This window comes from Corallococcus sp. CA053C, from assembly GCF_003611675.1.
In the GTDB taxonomy this organism is placed as follows: domain Bacteria; phylum Myxococcota; class Myxococcia; order Myxococcales; family Myxococcaceae; genus Corallococcus.
This window is the reverse complement of the sequence record NZ_RAWA01000125.1, coordinates 1-23,016: the sequence shown is the minus strand read 5'-3', so window position 1 is coordinate 23,016 and position 23,016 is coordinate 1. Positions and strand designations below refer to the sequence as shown.

Sequence of the window (23,016 nt, the reverse complement as noted above, 5' to 3'; positions counted from 1 at the left end):
GCTGGGGAGGGCGGGCGAACCTTGTGCCGCAGGATGCCAACTTCAACCGTGGCAACTGGGTGCAGCTCGAAAACAAGATGGCCAAATGTGGGAGCCTGCCGAGCGGCTGGTTGCGCTACGCCATCGGTGCGAACTCTCCGAACTCCACCGCGCTCGTCCCCAACAACATGACGATACTGATTCACGGCGAATACTGGCCCTGGAGCGTCACCCCCGCGTAGGCCGCGAAGCCGTGCACGATGACGTAGTACTTCCCGGCGGTGGCACGTGCCGGCAGTGTGCACGTCTCCGCGTTGCCGCTCAGGTACGGGCGGCAGTCATACGTGGGGATGGGCACCTCGCCGAAGCGGACATACAGGTCCGCGTCACCCGTCCCACCGCTGAGGGTGAAGACGACCTGCTTGTTCGCCGGTACGTCGAGTGTGTACAGCGCCTTGGACGTGGCCGCCCCGGAAAGCCCCGTCACCGGCACTCCGTTCTCCAGCGCGATGGCGAGCGGAGGCGGCTGCGGGTTGACGCCCACACCGACCGCCTCCCATGCCGCCTTCACCGCATCCTGGTTGGCCTGATCATAGCCCAGGAGCGAGGCGGTCATGAGGGTCCACGCCTTCGCCTGTTCGAAGGTCGTGCTGCTGACGAAGATTTCCGTATTGGCCTTGTACCAGATGCCGCCCGCCCGCTGAACGCCGATGGCCGGTACGTGGATGCTGGACCGCCCGCGCGGATGCGTGCCGCCCTTGGACAGCAGCGCGAATGCCAGGTTGGGTATGCCCGAGCCGTAGTGCGCGTCCGTGCTGGAGGTGTAGTCGGACGCGTAGTCGATGGAGTCTCCGTCCTTGACGGGGTCGTCCATGTAGCGGAGCGCATCCCCGGCAATGGGGGGCGTCCAGATGCCCTCGCCAATCTTCCAGACATCCGCGGCGGTGCTCCAGGTGCCCGACTGCCAGCTCTGGCAATAGGCACTGAAGGTGTCGGAGATGCCTTCGCTCAGCGCACCGGACTGCCCCGCGAACGTGAGATTGGATTCGCTCTCCGTGACGGCGTGGGTCAGCTCGTGCACCGTGACGTCGCCATCAATGCCCAGGGGCCCGGCGTTCACCCCATCACCATCGCCATACACCATCTGGTTCCCATCCCAGTACGCGTTCGCGTACTGATTGAGGTAGTGCACGGTGCTGATGATCGTGTGGTCCGAGCCGTCATACGAATCACGGCCAAAGTTGACCTTGTAGCAGTTGTACATGTAGCCCAGCATGTCGAAGTTCGCGTCGACAATGCTGTCATACGAGGGCCAATCCACGCGGACCAGCTTGCCCGGAAGGGTGCCGTTGAAGCTGTACACCTTGCGGTTGAGGAGGCCGTGGATTTCCGGCGCGCGCAGCAGGACCGTCGAGTCGGTCGCGCTCACGTAGACCCGGTCCCGGAGCGGCATGTCCGCTCCTTCACCGGCCACGCGAGTCTCCCAGGCCAACCGCAACGGTCCCGCCTCGGTACGCACGTACACGAGGCGGGGCTCGCCCTGGATGGACAGGCCCGTCCCCCGGGTGTCCTTCAGCGCGGCCTCCACCGCGACAGCGGCCGTCACCTGGGGACGCGCGGAGACGCTCACGCCGTCACGCGCGGATCCATTCACCATGAACACGGTGCCGTCCGGACGCGCGTGCAGGAGGAGCTCTCCTCCGATGACGTCCAAGCCATTCTTCGTCTGCCGGTAGCGAAGATGGTGATTGCCCGCGGTGTCCCGGCGCGCCCTTTGGAGGACCAGGTCCTCCGCCCGAAGCCGGAACACGGGGGCCACTGCGGCCACCGCTGGCGCCGCCGCCTGCTCCAACGACAGGGCGGACACCGTTGGCTCCAAGCGCCCCAGCTCCCCCTGGAGGGTGTCTGGGATGCCATCCGCGTGGACTCCGCGCACGGAGGCACGGGTGAGCGCGCTCAACGAGGACTGGATGTCCGCACCTAACTTCTCGGGGGCGCGGGCCAGTGCTTCGTCATCTCCGGCGGGGGCCCGGCTCCCGCAAACCGTCAGCGAGGCTCCCAGCCAGACCGCGCCACACATCCTCAAGACTCGATAGGCCAATGCAGTACCCCCGGAAGGACGTTCAATCCCCGGTAAGTATAGACGCACTGGGAGTCCTGTTTCGATTGGAGAGCCGCCGCGCGAGCACTCCAGGGTCGTTGACCCGAAGGTACAAAATGCGTGCAAAGCCTCCACGGAGGCCCTCCGTGCGTTGGGGCTCGCAGCGGGCTGAGGGCGGTGACACACTGGGGGAAAGGCCCCCAGGAGCGAGTCCGAATGCCAGAGTCCTACTACGTGTTGGGAGCGGAAGACCCCGACGTCGGCTACCGCGCCCGGCTGGCCTATACGCGTGACCACCCGCTGCGCAGTTGGATGACAGGCGTGCGTTTCGACAAGCAGCCGCCAACGCCGATTCCCCTCAAGCTGCGAGGCACCGACGAGGAAGGGTGGGTGCTCGGCGAGCTGTGGCTCACGCCGATCACGGTGATGTCCAAGCGCCTGCACGAAGTCCTGCTGCGGGCCGGCGTGGACAATCTCGATGCCTATGCCGTGGAGCTGACGGACCCTGAGGACGGCACAGTGTACCGGGACTTCGTCGCCTTCAACCTCGTCGGCAAGATCGCGGCGGCCGACGCGGGCAAGACCCGCTTCGCGGCAGGGGGGAAGGAGCGAATGAGCTCCGCCGACATCGACTCGCTGGCGGTCGACCTGGACAAGACGCGAGGCGCGTTGATGTTCAGGTTGGCCGAGTCGGTGAATGCGATCGTCGTGCATGCCTCGGTGAAGGACGCGATCGAAGCCGCTGGCATCTCGACGCTCACCTTCCTGGAACCGGAAGACTGGGCGGGCTGAGGCCGCTCCGAGCGTGCATCGCGCTCCCGCCGGAGTACGGCCCCCCTGCGTCACGCCTGGATGCTCGCCCGATTTCAACCGCGAGGCGCACCTTCGTCGTGTGGCTGGCGCCGGCCTGCATCGCGCCGGGCGCGCAGTCCACCGTCGTCGCCACCGTGGAGAACGCCCTGGGGCTGTCCACGGCGAAGACCTTCACGGAGCTGTTCACCGCGATGGCCTTCATCTCCAGGTCGTCGGAGACGAGCACGCCGTCGAAGCCCAGCTCCTTGCGGAGCAGGTCGTGCTCCCTCAAGCGGAGGCAGAGGCGAAGCCGGAAGAGGCAAGCGAGCTGCCTTTCGCAGCGACGAGACAGGAGCCGCCCCAGGAGCGCACGCCGCGGCTGGATGGGGCCGGGTTGCTCAAGCAGGAGTTTCGCGCTGGACGTGTTCGCCTGCGGCAGGTGTGGAGGCAGGCGCCCCTGAGAGGAGCGCGGCCTGAGCGGGCGTGTGCCCCATCAGGGCTGCACGGCTTCTCCACTGGCCGGGCGCACAGCTCGGCGGCACCCGTCAGCCTCCCACTTTGGCACCTCTGCTCCAGCCCCCACCCTCAGCAGGCCTTCTCTTCGCATGATGCGTCCTCATTTTGCATCACTCCCCTCACCGGGGCCTCCTTCACCCATGACACCAAGTTCGAAGCCGTCATGGGTGTACCTCACCGTCGTCCTCCTCGCCCTCGCCGCGGGGTGTGACGACGATCCCCAGGTGACGCCGGATGCCGGCACTCCCCCCGATGAAGCCTGGGACGGCAAATCCACCCCCATCGAGGAGAAGAGCGATTGGATTGACCGCGGCGTCTTCGCCCCTTGCGAGTTCACCCCTCCACTTGGAACCGAGATCGACTGCGACACCCCGGCCCTCTTCAACCTGTCGCAATGCAACCCGAGCGCGCTCCGCACGGCGTCACGACACGGCATCTACCAGACCGAGCTGCGACCGGAATCCGGCGAGTACCCATGGAGCGGAGCCGGCCTCATGCTCCCGGAAGGGGGCGGCACCGGAACCTCGAATTTCGACCGCTTCACCCGGCAGCAGTTCGATGACCAGGGCATGCTCCTCACGAGCGTCTTCACCACGACCCGGGGCGTGGCCATCAAGACCGCGCTGGCGGGCTGTGACGTGCCCCAGCCCCACCACATCACCGGCTGCTATGCGGTCTGCACCAACGGCGTGCTCACGGAGAAGGGGACGTTCGACGCGGACCGCCTGGTCTTGAGCCGCGGTGAGGCCGAGTCCTCCGGGGGCCTGAACCTCGTCTCCGAGTCCGCCGTCGACCTTGGCTTCCCCGTGGATGTCTACGTCACGAAGAACCATGCCTACGTGGTGTCCATCCAGCTCAAGCCGGACATGCCCGCGGGAGGCTTGACGGTCTTCGACGTCAGCGACCGTGGCCACCCCGTGTTGAAGAAGGTCATCTCCCTGCCGGGCGACGGGTACTGGAACGCCGCGTGGGCCAAGGACGACGTCCTCTACGTCGCCACCAAGGCTTCCGGCGTCATCCTGTATGACATTTCAAACCCGGGGGATCCGACCTACATCCGCAGCGTGCCTGGCGGCGCGCCCACGAATGTCCACACCCTGTTCGTGGATGGCAACCGGCTCTACGCCATGGCGCTGCGGCCCGCGCAGACGATCATCTTCGACATCACGTCCCCGCGAGACCCCGTCCTGCTCAACCGCGTCGTCTTCACGTCCGAGGAGTTCGTCACCAGCTATCCGCACGACTCCTTCGCCTACGAGGGCCGCCTCTACATCAACCACACGGACATCGGCTTCCTGGTCACCGACCCGAGCGACCCGATGCAGGTCAAGGAGCTGGGCAAGTACCACTACAACCGGCAATACAGCCATGCCAGCGCGGTGGGAACCTTCTCGGGCCGCACCATCGCGTTCGAGGGCAGTGAGCAGGAGGGCGCGCACCTTCGCGTGCTGGATGTCACCGACCCGGCGAACATCCAGCTCATCGGCGAGCACCGGCTGCGCCCCATCACCTCCATCCACAACATGATCCTGAAGGGCACCAGGCTGTACGTGGCCTGGTACCAGGAAGGCGTGCGCGTGTTCGACGTGGCCAATCCCACGCTCCCCAAGGAGATTGCCTACTTCAACGCCTACCGTGAGACCGACCGGAACCGGCTGGCCATCGTCTACGAAGGCGTCATGGGGATGCGCGTCCCGGGCGACGGGTATGTCTACGCGGTGGACAGCTCACGCGGGCTGCTCATCTTCAACGAGCTCTGAGTGGTCGAGGCCCGCTCCAGGCTCAAGGCGAAAGGTGGACGCATGTCGAAGCCGCTGGAAGTCGTGAACGCCGTCCTGGACGCGGGCTTCGAGAGCCTGGGCCCGCTGTGCAGCGCGACGGGGCTGGCGGACGAGTACCTGCGGGACACGCGCTACCCGGACCATGAGGCGCGCATCGACGCGCTCATCCGCTGGGAGACGGGGAAGCTGTTCACCACGGGCTTCCTGTCCGGGCTGGGCGGCCTGCTCACGCTGCCTGGGAGACTGTCCCCAGCACGGGGGCCACCCCAGAACGCGGGGTGTTGAGCGCCAGGCCGCGGTGGCCCCCATGCCCAAGCCCCCTGCCGCGCCCCTGAGGGGAGCGCGGCCTGAGCGGGCGTGTGCCCCATCAGGGCTGCACGGCTTCTCCACCGGCCTGCCGCACAGCTCGGCGGCACCCGTCAGCCTCCCTCTTCGGCACCTCTGCTCCAGCCCCCACCCTCCACAGGCCTTCTATTCCCCCGATGCGTCACGTACCACCTGGCGGAGGAACTCCAGCAACAGGGCACCCGGTGAGTGCGCGCACTGTGGCCACCCTGCTACACGGCATGGGGTACACCGCGTGGTAGTCAGTGCAATTCCTTTTGGTGAGCTGGTAGATGAGCCGCGGTTCGAACGGATAGAGCGCGCCGCCGAGCACCGGGTGACCGTTCGCACCACGGCCCATCGCCATGTGGAACGACAGTGATTGCGCGGTGGCGAGGTTCCAGAGAAAGAGGCTCACATGCCCTCCTTGCCCCGCGATCGCCAATGTATTGGTGTTGTGATAGAGCTGGATGATCACGGTGAGCCGCCAGTTGCCGGCCGCCAGCGCGCCGGCAGCGGTCGCTGGCCTGAGATGGGCCACGTGCCTGTTCGCGAGCAGGGCTGTGAGGTCCTGGTGCGTCTGCGGGGCGCCCCGGTACCGGGTGAACGTGCCGCGCTGCCCCTGGGAGCCAACGCCAGTCGTGTTCCTCAAGAATTGAAGGAGGGGCATCGTGTCGCACCTGGGTGAAGGGTTTCGCGAGCTTCACCCGGCCGTGTCGCGCCTCCAAGAAACGTGACTTCCAGCCACGGGTGGCCTCCACCACGGCGGCGCGCCTTCTATGATGGCTCTCCATTCAGGACGCGCCCGATGCGACCGAGTAGTACTATCCTGCCTATACGCTGGAACAGCAACGGAGGCGTCGCCACGGTCCTCACCGGTGACCGCCTGACCGCCTTCAAGCAGGGGCTCGCGAGCGGGTAGCCGGCCCCAAAAACGACGAGCCCGTATGAGACGCGATGGGTCTCGTACCGGCTCGGGGGCGCTTCAAACTTCAATTCAGCCGATGAACCCGTTCCACTGGGATCCGATGGACTGGAAGTTCGCGTCCGTGACAACGCCGACCCGGTAGCACACGTTGGTCGAGCCCTTGTTGTAGCCGATGTTGCTGCGGCAGACGGGCGAGTAGCGCTTGGTCCAGCCGGCCGCCGCCATGTTCGCATCCAGGCTCTGCGTGGCCTCGGTCACGTCATAGTGGCCCACGTTGGTCTGGCACTGGGTCGGGGAGATCGAGACACATCCCGTGGGCACGGGGTACGGCCAGGTGCCGGTGCTGCCACCGCCGCTGCTGCCGCTCGAGGCGCCGGTGACCGTTCCAAGCTCATCGGGGGAGCCACCGTTCGCCTCGGGGCCGCAAGCCGAGAGCAGGAGGGACAGGCCAAGGACAGCGAATCCAGTGGTGAGGTTGCGGCGATTTTGAGTCTGCAAGATGGGTGCTCCTGGTTGTTTGAGATGAGACGGGTGCGCTTCAAAGCGAGCGCCGTGCTGAACGATTTAGACGTCATTTCGAGCACTTATGCAAGCATGTAGTCACCTCGAGTACACACTGGACTGACTAAAGAGCCGCGCAGGAATAATGTTTCAGTTTGCGGGTGCCCGATGCCGTGCCCATCAATGCAGGCATGGACATGGAAGAAGTCATCGCGGCAAAGTACCAGGCGCTTGAGGGCGGACTCACCGAGTCCGTCCGGCGGAGGTGGGTGGCCGCGGAGGCGCGGGCGCTCGGTCGAAGCGGAGCGACGCGCGTCTCGCGTGCGACAGGGGTTTCCTTGCCGACTATCCGCAAGGGCATCCGTGAAATAGACGAGGGGCTCAAGTTATCACCCGACCGGCAGCGCCGTCCCGGCGGTGGCCGGAAGCCTCTCACGAAGGAGGATGGGAGTCTCACGAAGGATCTGCGCCATCTTGTTTCACCTGTGACGCGCGGTAGCCCCACCTCGCCGCTGCGCTGGACGTGCAAGTCCACGTACCACCTGGCGGAGGAACTCCAGCAACAGGGGCACCCGGTGAGTGCGCGCACTGTGGCCACCCTGCTACACGGCATGGGGTACAGCCTGCAGTCCAACCGCAAGGTGCATGAGGGCGCACAGCACCCGGACAGAGACGCGCAATTTGGCCACATCGCCGAAGAGGTGCAGCGTTTCCAGTCGCAGGGCCAGCCGGTCATTTCTGTGGACACCAAGAAGAAGGAGCTGGTGGCCCTCTTCCGGCAAGGCGGACGGGAGTGGGAGCGGAAGAAGAAGCCCAAGGAGGTTGGCATCTACGACTTTCCTGACGAAGCGGAGGGCAAGGCCATCCCCTATGGCGTCTATGATGCGGGTGCCAACTCCGGCTGGGTGAATGTGGGCTTGGACCACGACACGCCTGCCTTCGCCGTTGCCAGCATCCGCGCCTGGTGGCAGCACATGGGGCACCGACGCTATCCGAAAGCCCGGGAGTTGCTTGTGACGGCGGACGCCGGGGGCAGCAACAGCGTTCGTGCTCGACTGTGGAAAGTTGAATTGCAAAAGCTGGCAAGCGATACCGGCCTCTCCATTTCCATCTGTCATTTCCCACCCGGCGCGAGCAAGTGGAACAAGATCGAGCACCGTATGTTTTGCCACATCGTGGAAAACTGGCGTGGGCACCCGCTCGTCAGCTACGAGGTGGTCGTCAACCTCATCGCCGCCACCGCGACACATCAGGGACTGCGCGTGCACGCCGCGCTCGACAAGCGCTCCTATCCAATAGGCGTCGACGTCAGCCGCGAGCAGATGGATGCCCTCCACCTCGAGCGCTCCAACTTCCACAGCGAGTGGAACTACACCCTCCGGCCAAACTGAAACTTTATTTCTGCGTGGTTCCCAAGTCGAGCTACCACCGGCAGCCAAGCTGGGCCAAGAGAGGCCAACTGCTTCATTGACTATGGCAGTTTACGATGAGGGCCCGCCTGTTTTTCAGCCCGGTGAGCGCGTCGGTGGTCGCCTGCTGGTGCATCGCCTTGAGGTCGCGCTCCAATGAGACGCGCTCGAGCTGCATCCGCGCCGCCCGGGCCGTCTCCAGCGCGACCGAGATGTGGTTGGCGATGGCCACGAAGATGAGCTCGTCCTCGCGGCCAAACACCCCGCGGGCCAGCCGGTGGTCGAGGTAGACCACCCCGAGCAGGCGCCCCTGCAGGAGCAGCTCCCTCAAGCGGAGGCAGAGGCGAAGCCGGAAGAGGCAAGCGAGCTGCCTTTAGCAGCGACGAGACAGGAGCCGCCCCAGGAGCGCACGCCGCGGCTGGATGGGGCCGGGTTGCTCAAGCAGGAGTTTCGCGCTGGACGTGTTCGCCCGCGGCAGGTGTGGAGGCAGGCGCCCCTGAGGGGAGCGCGGCCTGAGCGGGCGTGTGCCCCATCAGGGCTGCACGGCTTCTCCACCGGCCTGGCGCACAGCTCGGCGGCACCCGTCAGCCTCCCTCTTCGGCACCTCTGCTCCAGCCCCCACCCTCAACAGGCCTTCTTTTCGCCCGATGCGTCAGTTCGCGCAGACCTTCAACTACCTGTTGGATCAGCTGGCGGCGTACTCCCTGCCGAACGGCAAGAAGCTGGTCGACCAGGGTGTGTCCGTCTGGTTCAACGACCTGGGCAACGAGCCGGCGCACTCGGCGCGCCACATCCCGTTCATCCTGGCGGGCAGCTGCAACGGCTACCTCAAGCAGGGCGTGGCGGTGACGGCGGCCGGCGGCAACAGCAACCCCAACCTCAACAAGATGCTCAACACGATTGGCGCCGCGGTGGGCCTGAAGAACGCGGCCGGCGGGCCGCTGGACGACTTCGGCGACCCCACGATGCCCAAGGGCCTGCTGACGGAGTTGCTGGCTTGAGCGGCCGTTGACCCGATTCGCCTCCGCCTTTCCTCCTTTGTTTTCGAACAGAGGAGGAAGGGATGTTCCCAGCAATCCGCAAGGCCTTCACCGCATCGCTCGCTTTTGTCTCCCTGCTGTCCGCCGGTCCGGCGGCGGCGCACGGCTCCATGGAAGTGCCGCTGAGCCGTGTCTATGGATGTTTCAAGGAAGGGCCGGAGAGTCCCAAGTCCGCCGCGTGCAAGGCCGCGGTGCAGACCGGTGGGACGCAGGCGCTGTATGACTGGAACGGCGTCCGGCAGGGCGCCGCCAACGGGCGTCACCGCGAAATCATCCCCGACGGCAAGCTGTGCAGCGCCGCCAATGAGAGTCACAAGGGCTTGGACCTGGCGCGCACGGACTGGCCGTCCACGCTGATTACGCCGGACAGCAGCGGCCGCTTCGAGTTCGTCTTCCACGCCACCGCGGTGCACGCAACGGGCTACTTCCAGCTCTTCGTGACGAAGGAGGGCTACAACCCGGCGCTGCCCCTGAAGTGGTCGGACCTGGAGTCGACGCCGTTCTGCAATGTCACCAACGTGTCCGCGGTGAACAACCGCTACCGGCTCAACTGCCCCTTCCCGGCGACCCGGACGGGCTCGCACGTCATCTACGCCATCTGGCAGCGTGCGGACAGCCCGGAGGCCTTCTACGCCTGCACGGACGTGAAGTTCAGCAACACGCCGCCCCCGCCGGTGTCGTGGAAGGAGTTGGGCCAGGTGCAGGCGCGTGAGGACCTGCCCAAGGCGAGCAAGGTGACGTTCCGCCTCTTCGACAGCGCGGGCCGCGACGCCGAGTCGTATCCGCTGACGCTCGACGCGGCCACGCCCGCGGCCACGTGGATGTACCGGCTGGCGCAGCAGGTGAACGCGGGCTCCAGCCGCGTGCAGGTGGGCGTGCTCCAGACGACTGGCAGCGTGACGCCGGTGCAGGACGCGCTGGGCAACCGCGTGTACGCGAAGGAGACGGGCTACTCGTTCCAGGTGGACATCGAGAAGCCTTCCACGGGCGGCGGCAGCGACGGCGGCACGGATGGCGGCACCGGCGGGTCCGCGCAATACAAGTACTCGGCGGGCATCGACAGCTACACGGCGGGTACGGGCATCGCCTGGCAGGACGCGTGGGAGCACGCCAACCAGGCCAGGCGAAGTCATCTGTGGTTGCGGCGCGTCACATGTCTCACAGAACTTCGCGTGAAGATGGCATGACTCCGCGTGCTTCCTGTGGCCATCAGGGCTTCCCCCATTTCTTTGAGAATTCGACACTGTATACTGGCGGACAATTACGCTGAACATGGAACGCACGGGGGCAAAGGTCTGCGTCTGTCCGGACCCTCCGCCATGAGCGTGATCCTTCCGGCGGCAGCACGCCCCCACGGGTGCTGCCGGCGGGAGTTCCCCTGCATGCTGTGGAGTCAATTCCATGCCCAAGCCGTGGCCTCGGTGGCCTCTGCTCCTCGCCGGTCTCTTCTCGGCGAGCTCATCCCTCGCGGCTGAGAAACTCTCCCCTGTTGCCCCATCCACGCTGATGCAGCTCCAGGTCCGGGAGCCAGCCCGTGTGGCGCAATCCCTGGCAAACCTGAAGGCGCAAAGCCTCAAGCTCGGGCTTGGCTCGCGGGACGACTTCCAACTGTCCAGCTCCAGCACGGACTCCTTTGGCCAGACGCACGCGCGCTTCGAGCAGACATACCAGGGCGTCCCCGTGTGGGGCGCCATGGCCATCACCCACCAGGGAGTGTCCGCGGGGGACATCCGCATCACCACCGACGGCCTGCGCAAGGGCATCCGCCTGGGCGTGACGCCCACGCTGGACGCGAAGTCCGCGGTGACGAAGGCCACCCAGGAACTGGCGCCCAAGGGCGAGTTCGCCGTCACGCCGAAGAGCAAGCTCATCGTCTACCCCCAGACGCGGCTCGTGAACCGCTACCCCGGCAAGCCGGTCGCGGAGCAGAACGCGGCGGACTTCGACACGCAGGTCGTCAGCTACCGGCTCGCGTACCACGTGCACACCGAGCTGGAGAACGCGAAGGACGGCGTCAAGCACACGGACTTCATCATCGACGCGCAGTCGGGCGACGTGCTGAAGAAGTGGAACTCGCTCCAGACGGTCGCCGCCAAGGGCCTCGGCCACTCGCAATACAGCGGTGACGTCTCGTTGGACGTCTTCCAGAACGCCCAGGGCCTCTTCGAGCTGCGCGACGTCACGCGCGCCGGCGGCGAGGGCATCCGGACCTACGACGTCAACCACGCCGCCGTGCAGAACGGCGTCATTCCCACGCTGACGCTCTACACGGACGCCGACAACGTCTGGGGCGACGGGCAGAACTACATCGTCGGTGCCAACAACACCCTGAGCGACAACGGCCAGACGGCCGCCGTCAGCGCGCACTACGGCCTGCTGGCGACGTGGGACCTCTACAAGAAGATCTTCGGCCGCGACGGCGTGGACGGCTTCGGCTCGCCCACCTACAACCGGGTGCACGCCAGCAACCTCTACGACAACGCCTTCTGGAGCGACGACTGCTTCTGCATGAGCTACGGCGACGGCTCGTATCCGGCCGCCGGCGGCTTCCTGTCCATGGGCGTGCTCGACGTGACGGGCCACGAGATGACCCACGGCGTCACCTCGCACACAGCCGGCCTCATCTACGACGGCGAGTCCGGCGGCCTCAACGAGGCCAACTCGGACATCTTCGGCACCCTGGCGGAGTTCTGGGTGGCCAACGGCCGCGGCAGCACCATTGGTGACACCGGCGGCAACTGGCTCATGGCCGAGCAGCTCAGCGACTTCCCGCTGCGCGTCATGTTCCGCCCGTCGCTGGACGGCGCAAGCCCGGACGCCTGGTTCCCCGGCATCGGCAACGTCGACGTGCACTACAGCAGCGGCCCGATGAACCGCGCCTTCTACTTCCTGTCCCAGGGCGTGCAGCCGCTGGCCGTCAGCACCGACTACTCCAGCAGCTACCTGCCCGCGGGCGCGAGGGGCATCGGCAACGACAAGGCGGCGGCCATCTGGTACCGCGCGCTCACCACCTACCTGTTCCCGTCGTCCAACTACATGTCGGCCCGCACCAGCGCCCTCCAGGCCGCGGCGGACCTCTTCGGCTCCCAGTCCAACGAGTACCGCGCGGTGCAGAACGCCTTCGCGGCCATCAACGTGGGCTACACCGCCGGTACGTACGACGACCGCACGGCCCCCACCGTCGTCGCGAGCACCTCTGGCAGCGCGCCTGACATCCAACTGCAGGCGCAGGCCGACGACAACGTCGGCGTGGCCCGCGTGGAGTTCTACGTCGACGGCGCCCTGGCGGGGAACGTCTTCGCCCAGCCGTACCGGTTCCCGCTGGACGCCTCGCTGTCCAACGGCGCGCACGCGCTGGTGGCGGTCGCGTTCGACGCGGCCGGCAACTCCACCGCGTCCGCTCCGGTGAGCTTCACCGTCTCCAACAGCTTCGATCAGCTCCTGATCAACCCGGGCTTCGAACAGGACACTCTGGGCTGGACGGATGAGCCGTCGAACATCAACTTCCCGGTCTCCTCCGGCCCGCGCACCGGCCAGGGCTTCGCGTGGCTCAACGGCTATGGCACGACGCACATCGACCGGCTGTGGCAGGACGTCACCATTCCCGCCGGCGTCACCAAGGCCGCGCTGACCTTCTTCCTCAACATCACCACCGCCGAGACGACGACCACCGCCGTGCGTGACACGCTGACGCTGCAGGTGCGCGACACCTCGGGCACGGTGCTGGGGACGGTGGCGACGTGGTCCAACCTGGATGCGACGCTGGGCTATGCGCAGCAGAGCGTGGACCTGACGGCCTACGCGGGCCAGACGGTGCGCATCTTCGCGGAGGGCAGTGAGAACGCCTCGCTCGCCACCAACTTCCAGTTGGATGACTTCTCGCTGCGCGTCACCCACGCGGCGGACGCCGAGGCGCCCCGGGTGACGGCCAACGTGCTCATCTCCGGCACGCGCGTGGGCTACTTCGCGGACGTGTCCGACAACGGCTTCGTCAACGCGGTGGAGTTCCTCGTCGACGGCGTGTCCCTGGGCAACTCGGTCAAGTCGTTCACCCGGGTCGTCAACCTCTCCACGCTGACGGCCGGCGCGCACACGCTCGTCGCCCGGGCCACGGACGCGGGCGGCAACGTGGGTGACTCTGCCCCGGTGACGTTCTACGTGGACACCACCGCCACCCAGCGCGTGCTCAATCCCAGCTTCGAGACCTCCACGAGTTGGACGAACGCGACGACGGTGTCGGGCTCGACGGGCATCTTCAGCAGCGCGTCCTTCGCGCACACGGGCAGCCGCTTCTACATCTTCTGGACCGCGGGTCCGGTGCGGCACTCCGTCCGTCAGTCCGTGGCCATCCCGGCGACCTCGACCTCGGCCATCTTCAGCTTCTGGCTGCGCATCTTCAACGGTGGGTTCACCGACGCAGTGCCCCACCACACCTTCAGCGCGAAGGTGCGGGACTCCGCCGGCACCGAGTTGGCGACGCTGAAGACGCTCTCCAACGTGGATGACACCAACGCGGAGTACATCCAGCACCGCTTCGACCTGACCGCGTACAAGGGCCAGACGGTGCAGTTGTTCTTCGACGTGGACCAGATGGCGGCCATGCAGCTGCCGGACGGAGACGTCCAGTTCTTCCTCGACGACGTCAACCTGGTCACCTCGACCCAGGCGGACATCCAGGCCCCCACGCTCTCCGCGGCGGTCGAGGGCAGCTACGGGACGGTGCAGCTCAAGGCCACCGTGAGCGACAACATCTGGACCTCCAGCCTCGCGTTCCAGGTGGACGGCGCCCCGGTGAGCTCGTTCACGGACGTCAAGGGCGTCTACGCGACGGCGTTCGACACGAAGAGCCTGTCCAACGGCCCGCACCAGTTCAAGGCGACGGCCACGGACAAGGCGGGCAACACGACGGAGCGCACGGTGACCTTCGAGGTGCGCAACTCCACTGTCCAGGACCAGGGCGCGCCGCACATCACCGCCAGCGTGGAGGGCCTGTTCGAGACCTACACGATGCGGGCCGAGGCCACCGACGACACGGGCGTTGCGTACGTGGAGTTCTACGTGGACGGCGCTCTGAAGGGCCGGACCTCGTCCGAGCCGTACACGCTGCCGCTGTTCCTGATTCCGCTGGCGCCGGGGGAGCACATCCTCGAGGCGGTGGCGTACGACGCCTACGGCAACTGGTCCAAGGCGACCACCCCCTTCACGCTCCTGCCCGTCACGGTAGAGCTCGCGGTGGCGCAGAACGTGGTGCCGGTGGGTGGCTCCGTCGCCCTGCAGGCGAACGTGGCGAACGTGGTGAACACGGCGGTGAGCTGGTCCGTGGCGGAGGGCCGCGTCTGCGGCACCGTCAGCGCGGACGGCGTCTACGCCGCGCCCGGGGTCCGTGGCCTGTGCCACGTGTCCGCGGCGAGCGTCGTGGTACCGACGGCGAAGGCCGTGGCGACCCTCCAGGTCTACACGGGCGACATCAATGGCGACAACGTCGTGGACGGAGAGGACATGGGCCTGCTCGCGCAGGACTACGGCACCAACGGCTCCGAGGAGACCAACCTCGACGGCGCCGGCTCTGTGAACGACAACGACATCACCCTCTTCGTCAGCCAGTTCGGACGGTAATCCCCCATGAAAACGTGGATGAAGCTCATTGTTCCGCTCCTGATTGGGGCGCTGGCGGCCTGCACCGACCCCGACACGGGGCCGGTGACGGTGACTCCGAAGACCGTCACGGTGAAGGCCGGTGAGAAGACGACCTTCAGCGCCTCGGTGAAGGACGCGAAGGACCCGCGCGTGCTCTGGTCGGTGGAGGGAGGCGACTCCCACGGCACCATCAGCAGCTCGGGCATCTACACCGCGCCGGCCGAGGCCGGCACGTACACCGTGGTGGCTACCAACGCGGTGGACACCTCGAAGAAGGACACGGCCACCGTCAAGGTGGCGGCGGTCCCGACTCCGACGGTCATCGTGAAGGTGACGCCGGAGGTGGTGACCATCGGGCAGGGGACCGTCACGGACCTCACGGCGGAGGTCTCCGGTTCCTCCATCACCGCGGTGCAGTGGTCCGTGGAGGGCGGCGACGAGAACGGCACCGTCAGCAGCACGGGCCGGTACACGGCGCCGAACAAGCCGGGCACGTTCACCGTGACGGCCACCAGCGTGGCGGACCCGACGAAGAAGGGCTCCGCCACCGTCACGGTGGAGCCTGTTGTCGTCGGGGAGGTGAAGGTGACGGTGAGCCCCACGTCGGCCACCACCACCTGGGATGGCACCGTCCAGCTGACGGCCGAGGTCACCGGCACCAACAACCTCGCGGTGCAGTGGTCCGTGGAGGGTGGCGACGCGAACGGCTACGTCAGCAGCACGGGCGTGTACCGCGCGCCGAGCAAGACGGGCTCGTTCACCGTGACGGCCACCAGCGTGGCGGACCCGACGAAGAAGGCCACGGCCACCGTCCGGGTGGACCCCGTCGTCGTCGAGACGGTGGTGGTGACTGTCTCTCCGAAGACGGGCACGGTGGCGCAGGATGCCGCCTTCTCCCTGTCCGCGCAGGTCACCGGCACCAACAACCCTGCGGTGCTGTGGTCCGTGGAGGGCGGTGACGACAATGGCACCGTGAGCAGCACGGGCGTGTACCGGGCGCCGCGCCGCGCGGGCACGTTCACCGTGACGGCCACCAGCGTGGCGGACCCGACGAAGTCCGACTCGGCCACCCTCACCGTGGACCCCGTCGTCGGTCCGACGGTGGCGGTGAGCGTCACTCCGAAGACGGCCACCGTGGAGCAGGGGGCCGTCGTCAACCTCACGGCCGAAGTCACGGGCACCTCCGTCGTCGCGGTGACCTGGGCCGTCGAGGGCGGCTCGGCCAACGGCACCGTCACCAGCTCCGGCGCGTACACGGCGCCGAACAAGCCGGGCACGTACACCGTGACGGCCACCAGCGTGGCGGATGCGTCGAAGAAGGACTCCGCCATCATCACCGTGCCCGTCGCCGGCACGGTGAAGTACGTGGACCCCACGGGTACGGGCTGGCGCCTGGTTCGCAACGCCAGCCTGTCCTCGGGCAACACGCTGGTGCTGGACCTGGTAGGCCCCACGGGCCAGTCCGGCCGCGGCGCGGACCTGACGCTGGGGCTGGATGCGGCCACCGCGTCCTGGTCCACCGTGGACGGCTCTGAGTACGTGGCCAACGGTGGCTACGACCTCGGCGCCGCGCCCCAGTTGCTCAAGTCGGCCGTGAAGGGCAGCACGCTGAGCGTGGGCGTGTACCAGAAGGGCGCTCCGGCGCACGCGTACACCGGCGCGCTGCTGTCCGTGGCGTTGACCGTGAAGGCCACCGCCGAGACGCCGGCCGGCACCGTGGTGCCGCTGAACGTCCTCAAGGCGCACGCGCTGCCGGCCTCCGGCTCGCTGCAGGCCATCAACGTGGCGGTGGGCACCATCACCACCGCTCAGTAGTCCGGAGCCCGAAGCAGTGAGAGCGGCGGCCTTCCCCGGGGAAGGCCGCCGTTTTCATTGGGGGCCGGCTTGGGGCCGCGGCTTCACGGAGGGGCGGCCTCCACGGTGAAGGTCACCTCGCCCCGGGGGGGAATCCGCACCTTCCGGGGCGTGAAGCGGGGCCCTTCGTCCGGGTCGGCCGCGCGTGCATCCAGCAGGTACTCGCCGGGTTCGACGCCCCGGAGGACGAGGGTGCCCCCGGGGCGGCGTCCTGGTAGCGGACCATGGGAAAGCGCCCGACCTCCTTCAGCGAGATGAGCGCGGGCAGGGGCGTGCCGTTCGTGTCCCGGGCCAGGAGCCCTTCTCCGCGCCGTCCGTCATGCGTCCCAACGGAAGCATCGTCCTGGCCGGCAGCATCGTCCTGGCCGGCGGCTCCTACAACAACACCACCGTGGAGCTGTACACGCCCACCACCGGCACCTGGAGCTCGGTGGGGGCGCTCACCCAGGCGCGCAAGAGCCATCCCACCGTCGCGCTGCCGGACGGCCGCGTCCTGTTCCTGGGCGGTACCGCCTCCAGCAGCTCGGGCTCCATGGTGCCGCTGGCCAGCGTCGAGGTGTTCGACCTGTCCAACCCATGCACGCCGACGACGTGCGCCGCCCAGGGCAAGACCTGCGGCACGATCTCCAACGGATGTGGCGGCACGCTGAGCTGCGGCACCTGCGGTTCGGGGCTGACGTGCACCAACAACGTCTGTGGAACGGGCGCTCCCGCCTCTTGCTCCCATGACGTGTGCACGTCTGGCACCGCGCTGAGTAAGAGCTGCAGCGCGTGCACGAACATCGTGTGCACCCGCGATCCGTTCTGCTGCAACTCGTCCTGGGACAGCCTCTGCGTCAGCGCGGCAAACACGAATTGCTTCATCACGCAGCCCGGCTGCGTCGCGCAATAGGGACGGGCCCCCGGCGGGTCCGGCCAGCTCACGGACGCCTGGGGCCGCTTCACCACGGGCCTGGCGCTATTGGCGGCACGGAGATGTCCCGTGTCCGCCAATCCCGGTACTTCTCCGAACACACACTTGAACGGAGACGAACCCGTGCGTGCTGCCTTGTTCCTTGCAATCCTCCCTCGCTGGCTCGCCGTGTGCCTGAGCCTTGTCGGCGCCCAGGCCTTCGCGGGATACACGTCCGTGCCAGACGGGTACGTCCTGCTCGGCATCGAAACCTCGAACCGCTACCTGGTGGCGGGTGGCGCCAGGTTCTACATCCCTCCCGCGCAGCACTCCCTGTACTCCGGCGCCACCACCGTGGCGCTGCCCCAGGCCACCATCAATTCCTACACGCAGATTCCCATGGACGGCACGCTGATCCGCCAGAAGGGCACCGCCGAGATCTACGTCGTGGTGGGGCAGGCGTACTGGTGGATTCCGTCGCCCACGGAGCTGGCCTACTGGGATGACTGGAAGATGGTCAATGACATCCCGAACAGCGACTGGCGGGCGCCGTTCATCAACTACTCCTACAACGTCCTGGTCCAGGAGCGCTCGACGAGCCAGATCTATCTCTGGGTGGCTGGCGCCAAGTACCCCGTCAACACCTCGGCGGACCTCGACTACTTCGGGGGGTTGTCCAGCGTGAGGGTGATTCCCCTGGGAACGCTGGCCAGCACCACGTACGAGCCGTGGTGCGGAGCGAACCTCCGTGAGCGTTCGAGCAGCACCGTGTACAACCTGGGGTACATCAACAGCAGCTACACCTCCATGCGGAAGTCCGTCACGGCCAGCCCCGCGCACAGTGCCGTTCCGGATGGCGCGCTGGCCCCAGTTCCGGTGTTCAACGTCTCCGGCGAGCTCTCCTGCATCTGGTAGCACCCGGCCAAGAAGAAGCAGCTGACGCCGAAGGTCTGTCTTGCATTGCATCGAGGTCTGTCCGTCATTGCCCACGACCTGGTCGGGTGTGATGCGGCCGACCCCACTCCTCCAACCAACGCAGCACAACACAACGACAAAGGTGGACGTATGTCTCGATTGGGAATGCTTCTGGTGGGTGCGCTGGCCCTGGGTCTGACCGCGTGCGGAGGCCCCGAGCAGGCGGAGGACGGCACCGAGCCCACGATGGCGTCGGCGCAGCAGGAACTGACGCAGTACTGTGGTCTGAACTGTCCGAGCGGCCAGCACCCGACGACCTACCTGTGCAGCAGCTCGTGTGGCAGCTTCTGCACCAACACCAACAACGCGGTCCAGTGCGACAACAACACGGGCTCGTCCTTCACCTCGTGCGGCACGACCTGCCCGTCGCCGTACCATGTCACCAACACGTACGGCTCCTACAACTGCAGCAAGACCATTCCGTACCTGAGCGGCAACAACACCGTCATCTGCAGTCTGTGAGCGACCAGGCCCGAGGCGGATAAGGCCCCACATCGGATGAAGTGCGCGGTGGGCTGGCGGCTCGCGAGCGTCGCCAGTCCACTGTCATGGGGGCCGTCCACCTTCGCGCCTCGCGTCCCACTCCTCGGTCCCTCTGCACCGGCTTGGCGGTGGCTGGCACTGGACGGCCCCCAGGGCAAGGCGCCAACCCCTGTGTTCGGGGAAGGTGGTCCTGCTTGCGCAGCGTGCCTCATGAATCATCGGGTGCCTCGGCGTTGTCACAGGAATTGAATTTCGGGGGCGGGGTTATGTCTCCAGGCTGAAGCCGAATTCGGCCCGCCTCCTGAAACCCTGCATCGCCGGGCCAAGCGCTCCCAGGGGGTCCGGCTCATCGGGCAGCTGCTCACCCTCGTCGGAGGCGCGAGCTTCCTGCTCTCGCTGGCCGAGCAGTACCCGCAGCTGCGCAACGTGCTGGGCGGGCTCACCTGCCTGGGCTCGGTGGCGGCCCTCTTCTCGAGGAGCGTGGGGCAGGCCCTCTGGGGCGAAAGAGTCGCGGGCGAGGCACTGGTGACGCTCGTCGAGACACGTGTGCTGGGCGAACAGCTCCTCAACAACCTGCGGGCATGGCGGAGCGCCGGGCTGGACCTGAAGTATGGCAAGGAACTCATCGGCCAGGCCAACGAGCTCGCCCGCCGGCTGCTGGAGGTCGGGGTGACGTCGGGTGCTTACGACGGAGAGGAGGAGCGGTTGCGATGACCGCCAACCTCCTGGGCCGCATGACGTGCTCTGGGCGCGCCCGATGTCCCAAGGGGACTGATCGCCGCGGGCATCGCGGGGGCCACGCGCTTCACCCCCACCTGAGCCGCGGGTGATGACGCCTACTGTCGGTCGCTGATCCGCTGCTGCAGCAGCCAGTCGTAGAGGGACAGGTCGGCGTAGGCCGTGTCCCACGTCGCGCCGTTGTGCCCACCGTTGGGGTAGACGGTGACGGCGCGCATCGCGCTCGCGCCGCACTTCGTGTCCAGCCAGACCTTGATGCTGGTGGAGCGCGACGGCGTGTCCAGCGCCCCATGGAAGGCCCAGATGGGCAGCGGCTTCAGCACGCAGACATTCGGGTCGTTGGTCGGAGTGGAGGTGAGCGCGATGGGGACGATGGCCGCCAGGCGGGCCGTCTGGGTCAGGCCCAGCTCGATGCTCGTATTGGCACCGCCGCTCAGGCCCGTGAAGTAGACCCGGTCCGCGTCCACCCGGTAGTTCTTCTTCGCGTCCTCCAGCAGCGCCATCAACGTGGCGGCGTTGAACCAGCCATTGCCACTGTTGGTGATGGGCATGCGCTGATTGGGAGAGATGACGATCGCCTGCTTCTCCACCGGCCTGGCGCACAGCTCGGCGGCCCCCGTCAGCCTCCCTCTTCGGCACCTCTGCTCCAGCCCCCTCCCTCAACAGGCCTTCTCTTCGCCCTGCATGTGCGCCGTGACTGCCGGCGAAGCCCCTCCTCCTCATTGGGCCCCGACCGCGCCCCGGTCGGGGGGAAGCCATCTCCAACGACGGCAACACGATGACGCTGCCCCCTGCGGCACGCGAATCGCACACAACGAACTCAGCGCCGACTGAGTGACGGGCGCGCCCTCGCCGAAACACAAGGCCGCTCGCAATCACTCCCCATCCCCAGGGGACGTCTTGCAGGGCAATTCCTCGCAACCCACCTTTCGATCGCTTCGGGCCGGAAGGAGAGCACATGGGCGTAAGGAATTGTGGTTCCCTGCTGTGGTTGGGTTTTGCGGGTATGGGCTGTGGTGGTTCGCAGGGTGATGAAATGTCACGAGCGCCGGTGCCCCTGTCGGCTGAAGCCGCACCCGGGAGCACTGTGGAGGAAGACTCCCGAGAGGTGACCGCGCAGGCGTGCCCCGCCGGGGTGGCGTCTCGGGTGAAGGTCGTGATGACTCCGGGCCTGGGAGAGTTCGTGGGGGAGCTCACCAACGTCCAGGGGACGCTCTACTTCGTCACCACCACCTACGACACTGAGGCAATCCTGTGGCGCAGCGACGGCACGGAGGCGGGCACCGTCCAGGTGAAGGTGTTTTCTTCGACCCCCGGTGGCTTCTCCCTGCCGACGGACCTGGTCGCGGTGGGCAACAGGCTCTTCTTCCAGGTCTACAGCGCCGCCACCGGGAACGAGCTATGGACCAGCGATGGGACGGCAGCTGGAACCCGGATGGTCGAGGACATCACGCCCGGTGCAGGCAGCTCCTCGCTGTCCAATCCCACCGACGTCAACGGCCGGCTGGTCTTCTTCCGCCGGGTGCCGGTGCCGGGAGGAGCGGAGCAGTTGGAGTTGTGGCGCTCGGACGGAACGGCCACGGGCACGCTGCGGGTGCGCAACTTCAGGGGGTTCTCCGGGCTGAGCTACGACACGTTGAAGGTTGGCAATGCGTTGCTCTTCTTCTTCTCCCAGGACACGGGCACCACGCTGTGGCGCACCGATGGCACGCTGGCCGGGACCACGTCCCTCAAGCAGCTGGACGCGGAGCCCGTCATCATCACGCAGGTGAACCGCACGGGAGACCCGGGGGTGTTCATCCTGAAGGATGGCCCCAACCACGAGGTGTGGAAGACGAATGGCACCGCCGCGGGGACCTTCCGTCTGGACGCGTTCGGCAAGCCCGTGGGACTGCTCGGGACGCTGGGAACGTCCGTCTACCTGGAGTCCATGGAGAACACGACGACGAAGCGGCTGCGCATCGATCGCCTCTCGTTGAACGGCGGGGGAAAGACCTTCATCACCACCCTGCCCAACCCCTACGGCGCGGGTGAGGACGCGTATCCCTTCGTGCAGCACGTGGCCCTCTCTGGAAGCGACCTCTACTTCTCCCTGGCCATCGGCAGCTCCGGCCCCGCGCCCGTGAACGTGGCGCTGTGGGCGACCAACGGAACGGCCGCGGGGACCCGCAAGCTCGACGACACGCTCTTCCAAGGAGACCAGTACTGGTCCCCCGTGTTCGCCACCGGCACGGGACAGGTCCTGTTCAGCGCCAACCCGGTGTATGGGGGGCCCGTCCCCCCCTACTTCACCCGGGGCAGCGTGGCGACGACCGGCAAGCTGGCGGACGTCTCCGGGCCGGATTCGTTCACCCGCGCGGGCAACCGCATCTTCTTCACTGCCTACGATGACACCCACCTGCGCCAGTTGTGGTCCGTGCCGGCCTCCTTCAGTTGCCCGCCGGGGTTGACCGAAGCGCGGGAGTGACGCCAGACGCATCCGCCTCACGCGCCGAAGCAGCAAGGCCCTCACCGGGGGCGGTCAGCGCCCCCGGTGAAGTAGGCGGGGTGGAGCGCGCGACGGAGCGCCTCGCTGCCGCGCAACCGTTCGTTACTGGCGCACCTGCACAGTCGAACGCAGCAGCTCGCCCTCCGGGCCATACTCCCGCAGGGTGCGCTGATTGCCCTCTTCCAGCGCGATGACCTTCACCACGGGCACCCAGCCCTTGGGGCCCTGCGCGTACTGGAGCGCCTCCGGAACCTGGGAGCCATCCATGCGGCGGACCTCCTGCTGGGTCTTGCCGTCGATGTATCGGATGAAGCCAGGGGGCTTGCGCTGCGGGAGGTGGGCGGGAACGAAGCTCGTCGATGAGCCGGAAGCGTCCTGGCATCAGCGCGCGGACCTCCGCCTCCTGATGCGTTCCATCGAATGGTAGGTGCCACGGTTGGCATCCTGGTCCTTCGCCACGAACCCCGGAATGCGCTGTCCCTCGATTTCCACCTCGTAGCGGAGGGCATCCCCCGGACCGGAGGCAAAGCCGTGGCCCTGCACCTCGGTGGGACCGGTGAGGGTGAACGGGCGGGTGG

Annotated in this window: 21 protein-coding genes and 1 pseudogene; 14 read left to right on the top strand and 8 right to left on the bottom strand. The window is 67.0% G+C overall.

Annotated features, from left to right (window positions below; all coding sequences use genetic code 11):
• The coding region (locus tag D7V97_RS18315; RefSeq protein WP_199728851.1) for a DNA/RNA non-specific endonuclease at positions 1-221 on the top strand (221 nt) is incomplete at its 5' end.
• On the opposite strand, the gene D7V97_RS18310 is transcribed toward D7V97_RS18315, so the two are convergent.
• On the bottom strand, positions 182-1,846 hold the full coding sequence (locus tag D7V97_RS18310) for a M4 family metallopeptidase (protein WP_233582940.1): 1,665 nt from the start codon (positions 1,844-1,846) through the stop codon (positions 182-184). The two genes, D7V97_RS18315 and D7V97_RS18310, sit on opposite strands and share 40 nt — an antisense overlap.
• A 450-nt stretch (positions 1,847-2,296) precedes the next feature.
• Here D7V97_RS18310 and D7V97_RS18305 point away from each other — a divergent pair, with 450 nt between their 5' ends.
• Positions 2,297-2,872, top strand: coding sequence for a DUF1629 domain-containing protein (locus D7V97_RS18305; protein WP_120611934.1), 576 nt, complete (start codon positions 2,297-2,299; stop codon positions 2,870-2,872).
• 190 nt (positions 2,873-3,062) lie between these two features.
• Here the strand turns inward: D7V97_RS18305 and D7V97_RS18300 are convergent.
• Positions 3,063-3,149: pseudogene (locus D7V97_RS18300) on the bottom strand (glycoside hydrolase family 3 N-terminal domain-containing protein); the annotation flags it as partial.
• A gap of 379 nt (positions 3,150-3,528) precedes the next feature.
• On the opposite strand from D7V97_RS18300, the gene D7V97_RS18295 reads away from it, so the two are divergent.
• A complete protein-coding gene (locus tag D7V97_RS18295) occupies positions 3,529-5,148 on the top strand; it encodes an LVIVD repeat-containing protein (protein WP_120611933.1) in 1,620 nt (539 codons plus the stop codon).
• 42 nt (positions 5,149-5,190) lie between these two features.
• Positions 5,191-5,454 (top strand): hypothetical protein, encoded by a 264-nt coding sequence (locus D7V97_RS18290; RefSeq protein ID WP_120611932.1) that lies wholly within the window; start codon positions 5,191-5,193, stop codon positions 5,452-5,454.
• A gap of 202 nt (positions 5,455-5,656) precedes the next feature.
• Here the strand turns inward: D7V97_RS18290 and D7V97_RS44155 are convergent, their stop codons facing one another.
• Complete coding sequence (locus D7V97_RS44155) at positions 5,657-5,971, bottom strand: hypothetical protein (RefSeq protein ID WP_147444861.1); 315 nt, start codon at positions 5,969-5,971, stop codon at positions 5,657-5,659.
• A gap of 519 nt (positions 5,972-6,490) precedes the next feature.
• Positions 6,491-6,919, bottom strand: a complete 429-nt coding sequence (locus D7V97_RS44150; protein ID WP_147444860.1) for a hypothetical protein — start codon at positions 6,917-6,919, stop codon at positions 6,491-6,493.
• Positions 6,920-7,113: 194 nt separating this feature from the next.
• Here D7V97_RS44150 and D7V97_RS18275 point away from each other — a divergent pair, with 194 nt between their 5' ends.
• Positions 7,114-8,313, top strand: coding sequence for an ISAzo13 family transposase (locus D7V97_RS18275; protein WP_120611936.1), 1,200 nt, complete (start codon positions 7,114-7,116; stop codon positions 8,311-8,313).
• 73 nt (positions 8,314-8,386) lie between these two features.
• On the opposite strand, the gene D7V97_RS18270 is transcribed toward D7V97_RS18275, so the two are convergent.
• Positions 8,387-8,626: a hypothetical protein gene (locus D7V97_RS18270; RefSeq protein WP_120611929.1), complete on the bottom strand. Its 240-nt coding sequence runs from the start codon at positions 8,624-8,626 to the stop codon at positions 8,387-8,389.
• A 352-nt stretch (positions 8,627-8,978) separates the two neighbouring features.
• Between D7V97_RS18270 and D7V97_RS18265 the strand changes: the two genes are divergently transcribed.
• The 8 genes from D7V97_RS18265 to D7V97_RS18230 all read left to right on the top strand — a co-directional run bounded on the left by D7V97_RS18265 (position 8,979) and on the right by D7V97_RS18230 (position 19,926).
• Positions 8,979-9,332: a hypothetical protein gene (locus tag D7V97_RS18265; protein WP_199728850.1), complete on the top strand. Its 354-nt coding sequence runs from the start codon at positions 8,979-8,981 to the stop codon at positions 9,330-9,332.
• A gap of 62 nt (positions 9,333-9,394) precedes the next feature.
• On the top strand, positions 9,395-10,558 hold the full coding sequence (locus D7V97_RS18260; protein ID WP_233582938.1) for a lytic polysaccharide monooxygenase: 1,164 nt from the start codon (positions 9,395-9,397) through the stop codon (positions 10,556-10,558).
• 349 nt (positions 10,559-10,907) lie between these two features.
• Positions 10,908-14,987 carry a M4 family metallopeptidase gene (locus tag D7V97_RS18255; protein ID WP_158623394.1) on the top strand — a complete coding sequence of 1,360 codons (4,080 nt, stop codon included), beginning with the start codon at positions 10,908-10,910 and terminating at the stop codon, positions 14,985-14,987.
• Positions 14,988-15,005: 18 nt separating this feature from the next.
• A complete protein-coding gene (locus tag D7V97_RS18250; protein ID WP_120611927.1) occupies positions 15,006-16,823 on the top strand; it encodes a hypothetical protein in 1,818 nt (605 codons plus the stop codon).
• A 358-nt stretch (positions 16,824-17,181) separates the two neighbouring features.
• Positions 17,182-17,754 (top strand): kelch repeat-containing protein, encoded by a 573-nt coding sequence (locus D7V97_RS18245; RefSeq protein WP_120611926.1) that lies wholly within the window; start codon positions 17,182-17,184, stop codon positions 17,752-17,754.
• 144 nt (positions 17,755-17,898) lie between these two features.
• Positions 17,899-18,669 carry a hypothetical protein gene (locus tag D7V97_RS18240; protein WP_120611925.1) on the top strand — a complete coding sequence of 257 codons (771 nt, stop codon included), beginning with the start codon at positions 17,899-17,901 and terminating at the stop codon, positions 18,667-18,669.
• Positions 18,670-18,834: 165 nt separating this feature from the next.
• A complete protein-coding gene (locus D7V97_RS18235) occupies positions 18,835-19,191 on the top strand; it encodes a hypothetical protein (protein ID WP_120611924.1) in 357 nt (118 codons plus the stop codon).
• A gap of 447 nt (positions 19,192-19,638) precedes the next feature.
• Positions 19,639-19,926, top strand: coding sequence for a hypothetical protein (locus tag D7V97_RS18230; protein ID WP_120611923.1), 288 nt, complete (start codon positions 19,639-19,641; stop codon positions 19,924-19,926).
• A 122-nt stretch (positions 19,927-20,048) separates the two neighbouring features.
• Here D7V97_RS18230 and D7V97_RS18225 read toward each other — a convergent pair whose 3' ends face one another.
• Positions 20,049-20,540, bottom strand: a complete 492-nt coding sequence (locus D7V97_RS18225) for a hypothetical protein (protein WP_120611922.1) — start codon at positions 20,538-20,540, stop codon at positions 20,049-20,051.
• A gap of 545 nt (positions 20,541-21,085) precedes the next feature.
• On the opposite strand from D7V97_RS18225, the gene D7V97_RS18220 reads away from it, so the two are divergent.
• Positions 21,086-22,417: an ELWxxDGT repeat protein gene (locus D7V97_RS18220; RefSeq protein ID WP_233582937.1), complete on the top strand. Its 1,332-nt coding sequence runs from the start codon at positions 21,086-21,088 to the stop codon at positions 22,415-22,417.
• Between the two features lie 123 nt (positions 22,418-22,540).
• Here the strand turns inward: D7V97_RS18220 and D7V97_RS44685 are convergent, their stop codons facing one another.
• Positions 22,541-22,705, bottom strand: a complete 165-nt coding sequence (locus D7V97_RS44685; RefSeq protein WP_158623393.1) for a hypothetical protein — start codon at positions 22,703-22,705, stop codon at positions 22,541-22,543.
• A 114-nt stretch (positions 22,706-22,819) separates the two neighbouring features.
• Positions 22,820-23,016 (bottom strand): hypothetical protein (locus tag D7V97_RS45940; RefSeq protein WP_233582936.1); only part of this gene is annotated, 197 nt, incomplete at its 5' end.

What these genes read in the sequence shown, in the direction of transcription:
- D7V97_RS18295 (WP_120611933.1), top strand. Translation starts at nt 3,529, where the DNA reads ATGACACCAAGTTCGAAGCCGTCATGGGTGTACCTCACCGTCGTCCTC.
- D7V97_RS18290 (WP_120611932.1), top strand. Translation starts at nt 5,191, where the DNA reads ATGTCGAAGCCGCTGGAAGTCGTGAACGCCGTCCTGGACGCGGGCTTC.
- D7V97_RS18245 (WP_120611926.1), top strand. Translation starts at nt 17,182, where the DNA reads ATGCGTCCCAACGGAAGCATCGTCCTGGCCGGCAGCATCGTCCTGGCC.
- D7V97_RS44685 (WP_158623393.1), bottom strand. Translation starts at nt 22,705, where the DNA reads ATGGATGGCTCCCAGGTTCCGGAGGCGCTCCAGTACGCGCAGGGCCCC.
- D7V97_RS18235 (WP_120611924.1), top strand. Translation starts at nt 18,835, where the DNA reads ATGCTTCTGGTGGGTGCGCTGGCCCTGGGTCTGACCGCGTGCGGAGGC.
- D7V97_RS18275 (WP_120611936.1), top strand. Translation starts at nt 7,114, where the DNA reads ATGGACATGGAAGAAGTCATCGCGGCAAAGTACCAGGCGCTTGAGGGC.
- D7V97_RS18265 (WP_199728850.1), top strand. Translation starts at nt 8,979, where the DNA reads ATGCGTCAGTTCGCGCAGACCTTCAACTACCTGTTGGATCAGCTGGCG.
- D7V97_RS18250 (WP_120611927.1), top strand. Translation starts at nt 15,006, where the DNA reads ATGAAGCTCATTGTTCCGCTCCTGATTGGGGCGCTGGCGGCCTGCACC.
- D7V97_RS18305 (WP_120611934.1), top strand. Translation starts at nt 2,297, where the DNA reads ATGCCAGAGTCCTACTACGTGTTGGGAGCGGAAGACCCCGACGTCGGC.
- D7V97_RS18260 (WP_233582938.1), top strand. Translation starts at nt 9,395, where the DNA reads ATGTTCCCAGCAATCCGCAAGGCCTTCACCGCATCGCTCGCTTTTGTC.